Origin of the sequence: Dakarella massiliensis (assembly GCF_001182045.1) — a bacterium.
GTDB classification, from domain to species: domain Bacteria; phylum Pseudomonadota; class Gammaproteobacteria; order Burkholderiales; family Burkholderiaceae_F; genus Mesosutterella; species Mesosutterella massiliensis.
In genome coordinates this window covers 445167-458517 of the sequence record NZ_CVTY01000005.1, presented here as the reverse complement: position 1 = coordinate 458517, position 13351 = coordinate 445167, and the positions used below count along the sequence as shown (strand labels likewise).

The window sequence follows — 13351 nt, the reverse complement described above, 5'->3', positions numbered from 1 at the left end:
CTTACTTCCTCTGCATCTGATTTTCGTAGCCCTTCAACACTTCCTCGCGAAGCACGTTCCAGATCGACCGGTGGAGCGAGACAAATCTCGGGTCCCCCCTCACCTCCGTGACATCCCGGGGACGGGGCAGGTCAATCAGGAATTCGCCGATTGGGTGTGAAGCGGGACCGGCTGACATCACGATCACCCGGTCACTCATGGAGATAGCTTCATCAAGATCGTGCGTGATAAAGAGCACTGCTTTCTTTTCACCTGACCAGAGATCAAGCAGCAGGTTTTCCATCAGCTGCCGCGTCTGGATATCCAGCGAGGAAAAGCTTTCATCCATCAGAATGATGTCGGGATCCATGATGAGTGTCTGTGCCATCGAGACACGCTTTCTCATGCCGCCTGAAAGATGATGCGGATAGCTGTCCTCAAATCCGGCGAGCCCCACACGGCGCAGCCAGTGACGGCCCTTCTCAATTGCCTCGCTCTTCTTCACGCCTTTGAATTCAAGTCCGGCGATCACGTTCCCGAGCGCGCTTCGCCACGGCATCAGGTTCTCCGCCTGGAACATATACCCGGCCCGTCGGTTCAGCCCGGAAAGCGGCTCGCCGAAAATGCGGATCGTGCCGTGAGACGGCTTCAGGAGCCCCGCAGTCATATTGAGAATCGTGGATTTTCCGCATCCCGTGGGACCCACGATGCTCACAAATTCACCGGCTCGGATGGAGAGATTGACGTCCCGGACCGCGGTGTAATGCGACTCCTTCTTTCCGTCGCCGGAAATAAAGGTGCAGGCGAGATCCGAGATTTCGATCGCGGGCGTATTGGTTTCAGGTGTATTCATTTCTTATAGCCTGGGTTTCTGTGCGTGAATTCAGGGGGAAGGATTCCGGGGCTGCCGAGGGGGTCAGCCCGGAATCCTCCTGCGGGGCTCAGCGATAGCGCTTATTCGCTTCCGCCGCGAAACGGTTCGTATAGGTCGCCTCAAGATCAAGCCTCGCGCGCTCAATCTGAGGATTCACCGTGCTCAGGGCGTGCTTCGCGACTTCAGGAGCCTTCGCGGGGATCAGCCCGTCGCGGGAAAGCGCCGGACGGTTGCTGAGGAACGACTGGATATAGAGCTTTTTATCCCCCATGAAGTATCTGGAAGGCACGACCTTCACGACCTGTTCCGGCGTCGCCTTGGCGATCCACTTATCGGCGCGCACCATGGCGTTCGTGATTGCCTGGATCGTGTTCGGATTCTTGCGGATAAAGGATTCCGGAGCGTAGAGGCAGCCTGCCACCATAGGCCCGCCGTAAAGCCGGTCGCTCTCCGCCACCTTGCGGGTATCAGCAATAATCGCGATTTCCTTCTTTTCCATCAGCATCGAAATCACCGGATCCAGCTGCACGAAGGCATCGACCTGACCCGAACGGATCGCGGCAATGGCGCCGGAGGAAGAGCCGATGCCAATGATTGACACCTCGTTCGGCTTGATGCCGGCGGCCTTCAGACAGTAGTTCGCCATGATCTGGGAGGAGGATCCGGGCGCCGTCACGCCGATACGCTTTCCCTTCAGTTCCTTCGCGCTTCGGAAATTCTTCATCGTGTGGAGATTCGCCGCGAAAACGCATTGAGGCGCCCGGCCCTGAAGCACGAAGGCCTGCATGCGCTGACCGCGGGTCTGCATGATGACTGTGTGCTCGAACGCGCCGGAGCAGATGTCAGCCGATCCGCCCACAACCGCCTGAAGCGACTTGGAGCCGCCCTGGAAATCGATCACGCTGACATTCAGTCCCTCATCGCGGAAGTAACCGAGACGGTCCGCAATTGTGAGGGGAAGGTAGTACACAAGCTGCTGACCGCCGACCGCAATCTTGATGTTCTTCTTCTCAGGAGCGGCAGCAAAGGCCTCGCTGAACGGGAAGGCGGAAGCCGCAGCCATGCCGGCAGCAGCGGTGATGAATGCACGACGGGTGATAGTCATTTTCGGTACTCTCCAAACGATTCAGGCAATAAAAAAAGCGGATACACAACAGACTCAGATGAATCCGTGTATCCGCCTATGGCGACAAATATGTTTAAAAAACGGCTCTATTCAGCCCTAAACAATCCTCCCATGGCGGATAACGGGTAGCAGTAGTCCGCCTAGGGCAAGAAGGAATTCACGGGCAGCACGAACGGGGGCTTTCTTGGAAAGTCCCTGGCAGGCGTTCGGATTGTCAGCCGTGAAATGCACTTAAGGTGCCTCTGAATAAAAGTCGTAAGAATTACATTATTCCCGAATAGGGAAAAAAGCAAGAAAATCGCTCTTTTATCGCGATTCCGCGTCACGCCGTCCCAGGATTGCGTGAGCCACGGTTGCCACATCGGTGTACTCGAGCTCAATCCCGGTCGGGATGCCCCGGGCAAGTCTTGTCAGCCGGATATCCGGGCGATGGCGGGACACCGCAAGCGCAATGTAGTGGGCTGTGGCGTCGCCTTCGGCTGTGAAGGAAGTCGCCAGAATCACTTCCTTTACCTCCGGCTCCTTGATTCTCTCGATCAGACGGCTGAAGCCCAGCTGCTCAGGGCCCCGATTCTCCACCGGGGAAAGCCGTCCGCCGAGTACATAGTAGAGTCCCCGGTACGAGTGCGACCCCTCGATCACGAGCTGATCCGCCGGCGTTTCCACGATGCAGAGCTTGTCTTTCTCGCGGGTCTCGTCGGAACAGGTGTCGCAGATCTCGGACTCGCAGAGCGTATTGCATCGGGCGCAGTGCCTGACGGATGCCGCGGCATCCTCAAGCTCCTTCGCCAGACGGTGCGCTTCCGCGTGCTCGTCATCCGAAAGGAGATGAAACGCGATCCGCTGAGCCGAAAGCGGGCCGATGCCCGGCAGTTCTGCGAGCGCCTCCGCGAGTCTTCTCAGCTTGGGACTAAGAGCCATAGCCGATCTCCGGATTCCGGGGCGGGATCATCAGAAGCGCATCCCGGGAGGAAGCGGCATGCCGGCCGTGGCGACCTTCATGCGTTCCTGGGTCGTACGCTCGACTTCCTTCAGCGCGGCGTTCACAGCGGCCGTCACGAGATCCTCGATCATGTCGCGGTCTTCGTCGTAAAGCGACGGATCAATCTGAATCTGCTTGCAGACGTACTTGCAGGTCATCGTGACCTTCACCGCGCCGCTGCCCGCTTCTCCCGTCACTTCGACGTTGGCGAGTTCAGACTGAAGATGCTGAAGGTTCTGCTGCATCTTGGCGGCCTGGGCCATCAGCGAATTAATGTTTCCTCTCATGTTTTCCTCTTACTTAGTGCAGGGGCTTCGGTTTCGTATTCCAGTCCACGGAATCCTCGCGCACCTCGCCCTCAAACTGGTTAATGATATTGCTCACAACACCGGAGCTGCGGAAATCCTGAATCAGTTTCTGCCTCGCGGCAGCTTCCTCCCGGTTCACCTGAGCCCAGACGGTATCCCCTTTCACCTCACCGGTCTGGAAGGTTACTGAGAAGGGATGGCCAAGACGCTTCGAAAGCGCCCGTTCAAGGCTCTTTCTCACGTTATCGGACGTCAGCGTGGACGAACTGTTCTTCAGCACCACTCCGGTGCTCTTCAATTCAACCCATTCGGACCGGGAGGCAGACTGCCACTCCAGCCCTGAAAGTTCCGCGCTGCGGATCAGACTCTGCCAGTCGAGCTCCTCTGAATCGGCGGAACGCTCTTCAGGGGGGATAGATTCCTCGGCTGGCTCAAGCTGCACCCAGGGCGGAAGATCCTCCTCTTGTTCGGGTGAGGACTTTTCTTCCGGGGCCGGCGGCGCGGGCGGCGTCTTAGGCTTGGGCTTGGGTTTGGGTACCGGAGACGGACTCTCAGTCCTGGCGGGCACCGCAGCTGCCGCGGGTTCCGCTCTGGGAGCCGGAGCCGCTGGCGGGGGTTCAAGCGGTTTCCCTCCATGAGGCAGCTTCGCAATACGGGCCGCCACCGGGCTTCCGGCCGGCTTGAAGGCGAGCATCCGGAGGAGTGTCATCGTGAAACCCGCGTATTCATCGGGCGCCAGGTGAAGGTCATTCCGTCCGTTGATCGCGATCTGATAGTAAAGCTGCACTTCGTCTGGCGTAAAAGCCGCAGCCAGCTCCCGGATGGAATCCGCCTCAGCGTCTCCGGAAATACTATCCGGTACCCGCTGGGCAATCGCTGTCCTGTGAAGGAGGCTCGCGATATCGCGGAGCGCCTGACGGAAGGAGAAGCTGCGCATCGCCATCTCATCCGCGATGGCGAGCATGCCGGCCGCGTCGTTATCACGCAGACAGCCCAGCAGTTTCACGAGGATTGAGGAGTCGACAACGCCGAGCATTGACTGAACGCCGGCAAGCGTCACCGCACCATCCGAAAACGCGATCGCCTGGTCAAGAAGCGACAGACCGTCACGCATGGATCCCCGGGCACCGGCAGCGAGGAGCCGCAGCGCCGCGGGTTCGGCTTCGATCTTCTCCACCTGCAGGATATGCGCCATATGGTCCGCCACTTCCTGCGGTGTCATATTGCGGAGATTGAACTGCAGGCAGCGGGACAGCACCGTGATCGGCACCTTCTGCGGATCTGTCGTCGCAAGAATGAATTTGACGTACTCGGGCGGCTCTTCCAGCGTCTTCAGCATGGCATTGAAGGCCGTGCTGGACAGCTGATGCACTTCGTCGATCATATAAACCTTGAAGCGGGCGTTCGTCGGCGGGTACATAGCCTGCTCAAGCAGTGCCGTCATCTCATCCACGCCTCGGTTGCTCGCCGCGTCCATTTCGATGTAATCGACGAAATGCCCCTCATCTATCGCGCGGCATGCTTCACAGACGCCGCAGGGCTTATCGGTAATATCACCCTTGCCGTCAGGACCCGTGCAGTTGAGGCATTTCGCTAGGATGCGGGAGAGCGTGGTCTTGCCAACGCCCCGGGTTCCGGTGAAAAGGTAAGCGTGATGAATCCTCTTTTCACGCAGCGCATGTCTCAGGGCTTTGACGACGTGCTCCTGGCCCACCACGCTGTCAAAGTTGTGTGGTCGCCATTTTCGAGCAAGAACCTGATAGGACATTAGTCATTTCCTATTGGGAAGAGACGCGGATCCGGCAGCCGGATGTTCGCAGGAGTGCGGCCGGGAGCGCAGACTTTTCTGCCCCGGGATTTTCAGTCGGATCTCCGGACAGTCTTCCGGCGTCTCAGCCGAACCTTAGCTGAATGATCGTTGACTCTAGCAGAATTTGACCGCAGGGGCGATCGCTTGGGGAGACAGTCTGGGGAACAGTTCTGAAACGGATATCCGGCGGCGGAAGCGAATGTTCTGCCCGAAACGGATAGTACAGATACAAAAGTGGCGAGCCTTATCCTCGGCACTGAAGAAAATCCACTATGGCTGCTTCGTTCCCGACCTGACCAGATTCATGGCTTCCTCATGCGAGGGGACCCGCCGAGGACGCATTGTACACGAATTCCCCGGAGAATCCAGACCGGCTCTGAGCTTTCCTTTTTTTTCTCCAAAGTGATACGATGAGCCAGAAAATCGGAATAAGCATTTTTGATTTCCAACTATCGGCCGTTTCCAGGCCGATCCTCCAGCAGCACATTCCAAATTCACAGATCCTCCAGGAAACTGAGCACGCTCGGTTTATTTTCCTATGGGTGCGACTATGGCTTTTACCAACGTTACTGATCAAAACTTCGACGCCGAAGTCGTGCAGGCTTCCTCCACGCTTCCCGTTCTCGTTGATTTCTGGGCTCCCTGGTGCGGTCCCTGCCGTCTGCTTTCTCCGCTCATCGAAGCCGCCGCAGAGGAATTCAGCGGCAAGCTGAAGGTCTGCAAGTACAACTGTGATGAATCCACGTCCGTGGCCGCCGGCCTAGGGATCCGCTCGATCCCAACCGTTGTGGTCTATAAGGACGGAAAACCCGCCGCGACTCAGGTCGGCGCGATGAATAAGAATGAGCTGACCGACTGGATCCAGTCCCTTCTTTAACTTCTAACTTCGTTTCAGGGAAAGCGCGGCGAACCGGAACTGCTTTCCGCACGACCGGTGCCCGTTCGGGCCCTTCTCGTCTGTCCGCCATTTCCCTTTACTCCTATGCATCTTTCTGAACTGAAATCACTGCGTATCACTGAGCTTTTTGAAAAAGCACAGGAACTGGGCATCGAAAACGCCCAGAGAATGCGCAAGCAGGAACTCATGTTTGCGATTCTGAAGAGAAAAGCAAAGAGCGGTGAGCAAATTTTTGGCGACGGCACGCTTGAAGTGCTCCCCGATGGATTCGGATTCCTTCGTTCTCCCGAATCGTCCTATCTCGCCAGCACGGATGACATCTATATCTCTCCCTCCCAGATCCGCCGCTTCAATCTGCATACCGGCGACTCCATGGAAGGTGAAGTCCGCATTCCGAAGGACAGCGAACGCTATTTCGCGCTCGTCAAGGTGGAAACGGTGAACGGCCAGTCGCCGGAAAACCTGAAGCACCGGATGCTGTTTGAGAACCTGACGCCGCTCTTCCCGAACGAGCCCCTGAAGCTCGAGCGCGACATGAAGGGCAACGAGAACCTGACCGGCCGTCTGATCGACATCATTGCCCCGATCGGCAAGGGCCAGCGCGGTCTGATCGTCGCCCCGCCGAAGTCCGGAAAGACAGTGCTGATGCAGCACATCGCGCATGCCATCACGGCAAACCACCCCGAATGCATCCTGATCGTTCTTCTGATTGACGAACGTCCGGAAGAAGTGACGGAAATGCAGCGCTCCGTGAAGGGCGAAGTGGTCGCCTCCACGTTTGATGAACCCGCTGCCCGCCACGTCCAGGTGGCCGAGATGGTGATTGAAAAGGCCAAGCGCCTCGCCGAATCGAAGAAGGATGTGGTGATTCTGCTCGACTCCATCACCCGACTCGCCCGCGCCTACAACACCGTTGTGCCGACCTCCGGCAAGGTGCTCACGGGCGGCGTTGACGCGAACGCCCTGCAGCGCCCGAAGCGTTTCTTCGGCGCGGCCCGAAATATTGAAGAAGGCGGCTCTCTCACGATTCTCGCGACTACCCTCGTTGACACCGGCTCCCGCATGGATGACGTGATCTATGAAGAGTTCAAGGGCACCGGCAACATGGAAATCCACCTGGAACGCCGTCTCGCCGAGAAGCGTGTCTATCCGGCTATCAACGTCAACCGGTCCGGCACCCGCCGCGAGGAGCTTCTGCTCCCGCCCGATGTGCTGCAGCGCGTGTGGATTCTGCGCAAGGTTCTCTACAGCATGGACGAAGTTGAGGCGATGGAGTTCCTCCTCGACAAGATCCGCGCGACGAAGAACAATGCCGAATTCTTCGACATGATGAAGCGCGCCAACTGATCTATTCTCAGCGGTCCGCTCTGACGGTTGCTTTTTCTGGGGAATGCGTTCATAATGTTAGACTTTCCCGGTCTGGCACGTGGACTGCATGCCTGCCGTAAGACCCGTTTCGCACGGGCGGGTTTGCAAGGCAAGTCAGGGCGACCGACATTTAACTAGGAATTCATAAAAAATGAAGCAGGGCATTCACCCGGAGTACCGCGAGGTCGCGTTCCTCGACATTTCCGTCAATCAGACCTTTATCATTTCCTCGGCCGTTCAGACCAAGGAAACCATTGATATCGACGGCAAGACCTATCCCCTTTTCAAGGTCGATACCTCTTCTGCCAGCCACCCCTTCTACACCGGCGCTCAGACGCGCATCGTTGAAGCGGGCCGTGTCGAGAAGTTCCGTGCGAAGTTCGCCGCCAAGACCAAGGCTGTGAACGAAGCCGCCGCCAAGGCGAAGGCCGCCGCCAAGTAATTGGTGCCGCGCAGTTAGCCTGGTATTCCAAGGGGCAGTTTTCAACTGCCCCTTTTAATTTGTTTAGAAAATGCCAAATGATTAGCAACCGACAGTCGCCTCTTATTGTTTCTGCAGCCGCTGCGGCCAAGCTCCCCCGCTGGGCATTGCTGATAGTTCTTGCTACCTTCGCTCTGGCATGCTTTTCAGGGCACCCGTTCTGGAACAGCCGGGACGAACAGATTTTCGGCCTTATGTGGAATATGGCGACAGGAAGCGCAAGCGCCTGGTTCCTTCCCACCATCGCGGGAACTCCCTACACAGCGACCGGTCCCGGTATTGCCTGGCTCGGCGCGGCACTTATCAAATTCCTTGGGCTGTTCGCCAAACCAATGATCCTCGCGCGGGTCCCGAGCCTGCTCTGGTTTGCCCTTGCGACAGGCTCCGTCTGGTACGCCACATGGCATCTCGCCAGGCGTGAAGAAGCCCTTCCGATCTCGATGGTATTCGGTCAGGAAGCGAGCCCCCGGGATTACGGCCGTACAGTCGCAGACTCGGCGACGCTCCTCTTCATCGCTACCTTTGGCATCGTATCGCGGCTTCATGAGATCGGTCTCCCGATCGTGCTGCTTGCGCTGACCGGAGCGACGCTTCTCGGCGTCATCTGGTCACTCGTGCACCTTAAGGCCGGTTCTTTCGTGACCGGCCTTTCTCTCGGCGCTCTGGCCCTCTGTACCAATCTGTACTGGTTCCTTGTGGAATCCTGCACGATTCTCGCGATCCTCTGCTGTGTACACGCGTTTGCCCCGTTCAGAACCCGCCGCCTCCTGATTATCGCCGTCACCGCCGTCGCCACGTTCCTCGTGTGGCCTGTCGGAGCGATCCTCTCCGGAGCGTCGTTTGACGCGTGGTATCAGTCATTCGCCCGGATTCAGGCTGCCGGCTTTGCGCTCCCGCGCGCCGGATCCTGGCTCTGGATGGCCCGCAATATCGTCTGGTATCTCTGCCCGATCTGGCCCTTCGCGCTTTACGCGATCTACGCCTGGCACCGCGTGATTCACCGTACGCATATTCTCCTGACCATCATCGCCCTCATCTTCCCGCTGCTCTTCCTCTTTATTTCCGGAACCGCTCCGGAATACACGCTCACCGCCATGGTGGTGCCGACCGCGATTCTCGCCTCCTTCGGCATTGCAAGCCTCAAAACACATTCCCTGAAGAATATCCTCGACTGGTTCTCCGCCACGATCTTCTCGCTTGCGACAATCGGTCTCTGGAGCTACTTCATTGCCTGGACAACCGGATTCCCTCCGAAGATGGCCGCCAGCCTTCACAGGCTTGCTCCGAATACGGTGCCCTGGGTTGAGCCGTCGCTCCTTGTCTGCACGGCTCTCATCACCGCAATCTGGTTCGCCATTGTGATCTGGCGTCTCCGCCGCCGTCCGAAAGCTCTCTGGCGCGGCCCCTGGCTTGCCGCTCTCGGCATCACGCTGATCTGGACCGTCGGCACCGCGCTCTTCAGCCAGATGCTGGATGAAGACCGATCCCACACCACAGCCGCCCGCGAGGTTGCCGGAAAACTGCGTATCTTTGGTTACCTCCCCGGCGACTGCGTCCGGAGCGACGGACTGCCGCTCAGCCTCAAAGGGCTTGTCGCGTATTCCGGCATCCGCTTCTCTGACAGCACGGACTGCCGCTACACCGTCTCCCGCATTGGACCCGGTGAACCGATTCCGGCTGACAAGATCGGCATCCCGACGTCATACCACCGCGGCTCTGAGTTCTATGTGATCCGCCCGGGCGACGCCTCCCCTATCAACAGCGGCACTGAACTCAACAGCAATAACAACAGGAAATCTGAGAAGTAATATGGCAGGAAACATCAATGCGGCGCACCGCCTCACCCCCCCAGACATTTCGGTCGGAGGCCTTGCGAAGCTCGCCAGTCCTATATTCGTGGCGAACCTTGCCGTCATGGGCAACGCAACGATCGACACCATCATGGCCGGCCGTCTCGGCGCTGAGGACCTTGCTGCGGTAGCGCTTGCCAGCGCTTCAACGGGCTGCATTTTCATGCTGCTCGTCGGCATCGTGCAGGGGCTCTCTCCGATCTGCGGTCATCATTTCGGTGCCCGGAAGTTTGAACAGATCGGTTTTGAAATCAATCAGTCGCTTTACCTCGTGCTGCTGCTCTCGATCTTTGGTATCGGGATCCTCAGCTGGACGTCCTTCTGGACGGATCTCGGCGGCGTTACGGGGCGCATCGCGTCGCTTGCTTCGCTTTACCTGATCGCGTCCGCGGTAGCTGTTCCCGCCGCGCTTCTCAATCGGGTCTTCATCTCGGTCAACGCTGCCGTCAATCAGCCGCGGATTACGATGTGGATTTCGCTTCTGATGCTTGCGCTGAAGGCTCCTGTGAACGCTCTCTTCATGTATGGACTCTTCGGTCTGCCGGAGCTCGGAGGCGCTGGAGCCGGGGTCGGCAATGCGGTTCTCGCCTGGTTCGGTCTTATTTTCTATGCCGGATACTTCTTCAAAGGCGCTCACTATAAGCCGATGCACGCGAAGCGCTGGTTCGGACCGAGCTTCGCCGCGCTGAAGGAACAGCTTCGGATCGGTCTCCCGATCGGGCTCTCTGTGTTCTTTGAGGTGAGCTCCTTCACTCTGATGGCGATCTTTATTTCCCGCATGGGTGCTGTCGCGGTATCCGCTCATCAGATCGTGAGCAACATCACGTCGACCCTCTACATGGTGCCGCTCTCCATCGGTATCGCGGCGAGCGTTCTCGTTTCTCAGTGTCTCGGCGCCGGTTTTCCGGATGCGGCTGAACGGATCACGCGCCGGTCTCTTACGGTGACCGTTGCCATCGCGGCCACGGCCTGCTGCCTGCTCTTCATCTTCAGCCACTTCATCATCAGTATCTATACGACCGATATGGCTGTGATGAAGATCGCCGGTACGCTGATTCTCTGCGGCGTGATTTATCACACGTTTGACGCGGCGCAGTCCGTGAGCAGCTTCATTCTCCGGGGCTACAAGATCGCCTGGGTGCCGATGATCGTTTCCGGCATCGCGCTCTGGGGCGTGGGTCTTTTCGGAGGCTATAACCTTGCTTTCCGGGAATCCTTCCTCGGCGCTCCGCTCGGTCCGCTCGGGTTCTGGATTGCCTGCGCCTGCGGCCTGATCCTTTCAGGCATCACGCTGGTTTCCTTCGCTCTCTATCACGCACGGTCTGTGAAGCTCGCGGCTCAGAAGGCCTGATCCCGGAAAAAACTTCCGGCCAGCAAAAAACCTCGTCCTGTCAGGACGAGGTTTTTTATTCCTTCAGGGAAGCGTCTTTCTGGGAGGCGCCTCCTCATTTCAACCGCACTTCGGAGCTGATTACTTCTGCAGAGCCCGGAGCGCCGCGATGCGGTCTTCGATGGAAGGATGCGTGGCGAAGAGCGAGCCAATACCACCGCTTACACCGAAGCCCTTCACCGGGCCGGGAAGCTCTTCCGGAGTGATGGAACCCAGCCTCTGGAGCGCGGCGATCATGTTCTCGGGAGAACCGGTGAGCATCGCGGAACCTGCGTCAGCGTGGTACTCACGCCAGCGCGAGAAGGCTGCCACCACCATACCGGCAAGGAACCCAAGCACGATATCGAGAATCAGGCTCGTCACATAATAGGCCGCACCCGGAGCGTCGCTGTCGTTACGCATCACCTGGCGGTCAACGGCCCACCCGATCACACGGGAGAGGAACACGACGAAGGTATTCATCACGCCCTGCACCAGGGTCATCGTGACCATGTCGCCATTGGCAACGTGGGTCATTTCGTGCCCCAGAACCGCTTCCACTTCCTTCTTGTTCATCAGCTGAAGAAGACCGGTGGAAACAGCAACGAGCGAGCTGCTGCGGGACGGACCCGTGGCAAACGCGTTCGGATCACCCTCATAGATGGCCACTTCAGGCATCGGGAGCTTCGCGCGGTTAGCGAGTTCGCGGACCGTGCTGACGAGCCAGGCTTCGAGATTGGTCGACGGATTGTCGATATCAATCATCTGCAGACCCATCGTCGACTTTGCGATCATCTTCGACGTGAGCAGCGAGAAGATGGATCCCGTAAAGCCAATAATCAGAGCGTAGATGCTGAGGGATGTCAGGTTGATGGACTTGCCCGCCATACCGCCCCAGTTGATTCCAAAAACGACGCTAACAATGCTCAGGATCACGTTGAGCATGACCACGATTGCAATGTTGGTCAAAATCAGAAGACCGATACGCTTTAGCATTACTTACCTTTTTACTTTAAGACCTAAGAATGGGCTCAGACTGTCAGGTCTGGATGAATTAATTTTATGGGAACTGTCGGGACTGATCGTATCCCGGGTAAATAAAGTGTAAGAAATAGTACGACTCTACTTATCCCGCCTGAGTGACTGATCCTGCACCCGAAGCGTCGGATAGGTATCCCATCCGCCGCAGCCCGGGCACTGCCAGAGGTAGCTGTGCGAGAGGAATCCGCAGTGACGGCACTGATAGCGGCCCTGACGGTCAGATTCCTTCTTCAGCATTTCAGAGAGTCCCTGCAGCTGTTCATCATCCGGGGCGATCATTTTGCGGAATTCCATCGCGACGGAAAGCGTGCCGAGCGTCGGATGACCGGAAAGACCCTTGCTCACAATTTCAGCGGCAGCATGCTGACCCTTATCCTTGAACGCCCGTTTCATTGCCTGCTCCACGACTTCAGAGGTCGGGAAGCGGTTCAGGGCGTAATCAATCACAGCCTGAGCGCCGGCTGCGTCACCCAGAGCGTCGTACCCCTTCACAAGGCGCCCGAAAACCAGCGGAAAGTGATCCTCGGAATGCTGGCGCAGTTTCTCCCAGTCTTCCACGGCTTCCTTCACCTGATTCTTCTGGAAGGCGAAGTCCCCCGCCAGCATCAGAGCTCGCGGAGAATACGGTTTTTCTAGCAGCGCGAGCGACACCTCGCGTTCCGCGGCTTCCGGATTCTTCTGCTTCACAGCCAGCTCGGCAAGCTCGCAGTGAAAGTGAGCGATATCGGCGCTGTGGTCTTCAGAAGCTTCTTTCTCAAGGCGCCTTGCTGACTCAATGGCGGCCTCCCAGTCATGCTCGGTGCAGCGGATTCTGAGAAGCGAGCGCAGGGCGTCCAGCCGATACTCGTCATTCTTTGAAAGCCGCTCAAGGCAATCAATCGCCTTGTCATAGATGCCAGCCTTCAGGTAGTCATTCGCGAGCTCTGAGAGCGCCCTCAGCCGATCCTGATCCGGAAGATCCGCGCGGTTGATGAGATGCGTATGAATTCGGATTGCCCGGTCAAATTCACCTCTCTTGCAGAAGAGGTTGCCAAGCGCGTGATGCAACTCGATCGTTTCAGGATCGATCTTCACCACTTCAATAAAGGCGTCAATTGCCTTATCGGGTTCATTGGAGAGGAGGAGAGACAGGCCCCGGAAATAATTGTCCGGAAGATCCTTGTTTTCCTCATTCCGCTGTCTCGCGTCATAGCCTCGCAGATACCATCCGGCCGCAAACAGCAGCGGGACCGCGATCAGATACCAAAGTTCAAATTCCATGAAGT

12 protein-coding genes and 1 other RNA gene are annotated in these 13351 nt (G+C 57.8%); 5 read left to right on the top strand and 8 right to left on the bottom strand.

The annotated features are described in order from the left end of the window. Nucleotide 1: 1 nt before the first annotated feature. The 6 genes from BN1936_RS03775 to ffs form a co-directional block, all read right to left on the bottom strand. Complete coding sequence (locus tag BN1936_RS03775) at nt 2–832, bottom strand: ABC transporter ATP-binding protein (protein ID WP_022443649.1); 831 nt, start codon at nt 830–832, stop codon at nt 2–4. Nucleotides 833–920: 88 nt separating this feature from the next. Beyond that, nucleotides 921–1958, bottom strand: a complete 1038-nt coding sequence (locus BN1936_RS03770; RefSeq protein ID WP_022443650.1) for an ABC transporter substrate-binding protein — start codon at nt 1956–1958, stop codon at nt 921–923. A 327-nt stretch (nt 1959–2285) separates the two neighbouring features. Continuing rightward, nucleotides 2286–2900, bottom strand: coding sequence for a recombination mediator RecR (gene recR / locus BN1936_RS03765; protein ID WP_022443651.1), 615 nt, complete (start codon nt 2898–2900; stop codon nt 2286–2288). A gap of 30 nt (nt 2901–2930) precedes the next feature. Next, nucleotides 2931–3248, bottom strand: a complete 318-nt coding sequence (locus BN1936_RS03760) for a YbaB/EbfC family nucleoid-associated protein (protein ID WP_022443652.1) — start codon at nt 3246–3248, stop codon at nt 2931–2933. Nucleotides 3249–3261: 13 nt separating this feature from the next. Further along, nucleotides 3262–5037 carry a DNA polymerase III subunit gamma/tau gene (gene dnaX, locus BN1936_RS03755; protein ID WP_082164443.1) on the bottom strand — a complete coding sequence of 592 codons (1776 nt, stop codon included), beginning with the start codon at nt 5035–5037 and terminating at the stop codon, nt 3262–3264. A 275-nt stretch (nt 5038–5312) separates the two neighbouring features. Continuing rightward, nucleotides 5313–5411, bottom strand: an RNA gene (gene ffs / locus BN1936_RS11255) — signal recognition particle sRNA small type. 218 nt (nt 5412–5629) lie between these two features. Between ffs and trxA the strand changes: the two genes are divergently transcribed. From trxA to BN1936_RS03730, 5 genes are all read left to right on the top strand, one after another. After that, on the top strand, nt 5630–5956 hold the full coding sequence (gene trxA, locus BN1936_RS03750; protein WP_022443656.1) for a thioredoxin: 327 nt from the start codon (nt 5630–5632) through the stop codon (nt 5954–5956). A 105-nt stretch (nt 5957–6061) separates the two neighbouring features. Continuing rightward, on the top strand, nt 6062–7324 hold the full coding sequence (gene rho, locus BN1936_RS03745) for a transcription termination factor Rho (RefSeq protein ID WP_022443657.1): 1263 nt from the start codon (nt 6062–6064) through the stop codon (nt 7322–7324). Between the two features lie 172 nt (nt 7325–7496). After that, nucleotides 7497–7787, top strand: coding sequence for a type B 50S ribosomal protein L31 (locus tag BN1936_RS03740; RefSeq protein WP_022443658.1), 291 nt, complete (start codon nt 7497–7499; stop codon nt 7785–7787). A 77-nt stretch (nt 7788–7864) separates the two neighbouring features. After that, the gene (locus BN1936_RS03735; protein ID WP_022443659.1) at nt 7865–9634 is read left to right on the top strand and encodes an ArnT family glycosyltransferase; all 1770 of its coding nucleotides are present in this window, start codon (nt 7865–7867) and stop codon (nt 9632–9634) included. A 1-nt stretch (nt 9635) separates the two neighbouring features. Beyond that, nucleotides 9636–11027, top strand: coding sequence for an MATE family efflux transporter (locus tag BN1936_RS03730; RefSeq protein WP_022443660.1), 1392 nt, complete (start codon nt 9636–9638; stop codon nt 11025–11027). 120 nt (nt 11028–11147) lie between these two features. Here BN1936_RS03730 and htpX read toward each other — a convergent pair whose 3' ends face one another. Both htpX and BN1936_RS03720 read right to left on the bottom strand, forming a co-directional pair. Further along, nucleotides 11148–12041, bottom strand: a complete 894-nt coding sequence (htpX, locus tag BN1936_RS03725; RefSeq protein WP_022443661.1) for a protease HtpX — start codon at nt 12039–12041, stop codon at nt 11148–11150. A gap of 126 nt (nt 12042–12167) precedes the next feature. Next, complete coding sequence (locus BN1936_RS03720; protein WP_022443662.1) at nt 12168–13346, bottom strand: lipopolysaccharide assembly protein LapB; 1179 nt, start codon at nt 13344–13346, stop codon at nt 12168–12170. Between the last annotated feature and the right edge of the window lie 5 nt (nt 13347–13351).

What these genes read in the sequence shown, in the direction of transcription:
- BN1936_RS03720 (WP_022443662.1), bottom strand. Translation starts at nt 13,346, where the DNA reads ATGGAATTTGAACTTTGGTATCTGATCGCGGTCCCGCTGCTGTTTGCG.
- recR (WP_022443651.1), bottom strand. Translation starts at nt 2,900, where the DNA reads ATGGCTCTTAGTCCCAAGCTGAGAAGACTCGCGGAGGCGCTCGCAGAA.
- dnaX (WP_082164443.1), bottom strand. Translation starts at nt 5,037, where the DNA reads ATGTCCTATCAGGTTCTTGCTCGAAAATGGCGACCACACAACTTTGAC.
- BN1936_RS03775 (WP_022443649.1), bottom strand. Translation starts at nt 832, where the DNA reads ATGAATACACCTGAAACCAATACGCCCGCGATCGAAATCTCGGATCTC.
- BN1936_RS03770 (WP_022443650.1), bottom strand. Translation starts at nt 1,958, where the DNA reads ATGACTATCACCCGTCGTGCATTCATCACCGCTGCTGCCGGCATGGCT.
- BN1936_RS03730 (WP_022443660.1), top strand. Translation starts at nt 9,636, where the DNA reads ATGGCAGGAAACATCAATGCGGCGCACCGCCTCACCCCCCCAGACATT.
- BN1936_RS03735 (WP_022443659.1), top strand. Translation starts at nt 7,865, where the DNA reads ATGATTAGCAACCGACAGTCGCCTCTTATTGTTTCTGCAGCCGCTGCG.
- rho (WP_022443657.1), top strand. Translation starts at nt 6,062, where the DNA reads ATGCATCTTTCTGAACTGAAATCACTGCGTATCACTGAGCTTTTTGAA.
- BN1936_RS03760 (WP_022443652.1), bottom strand. Translation starts at nt 3,248, where the DNA reads ATGAGAGGAAACATTAATTCGCTGATGGCCCAGGCCGCCAAGATGCAG.
- BN1936_RS03740 (WP_022443658.1), top strand. Translation starts at nt 7,497, where the DNA reads ATGAAGCAGGGCATTCACCCGGAGTACCGCGAGGTCGCGTTCCTCGAC.
- trxA (WP_022443656.1), top strand. Translation starts at nt 5,630, where the DNA reads ATGGCTTTTACCAACGTTACTGATCAAAACTTCGACGCCGAAGTCGTG.
- htpX (WP_022443661.1), bottom strand. Translation starts at nt 12,041, where the DNA reads ATGCTAAAGCGTATCGGTCTTCTGATTTTGACCAACATTGCAATCGTG.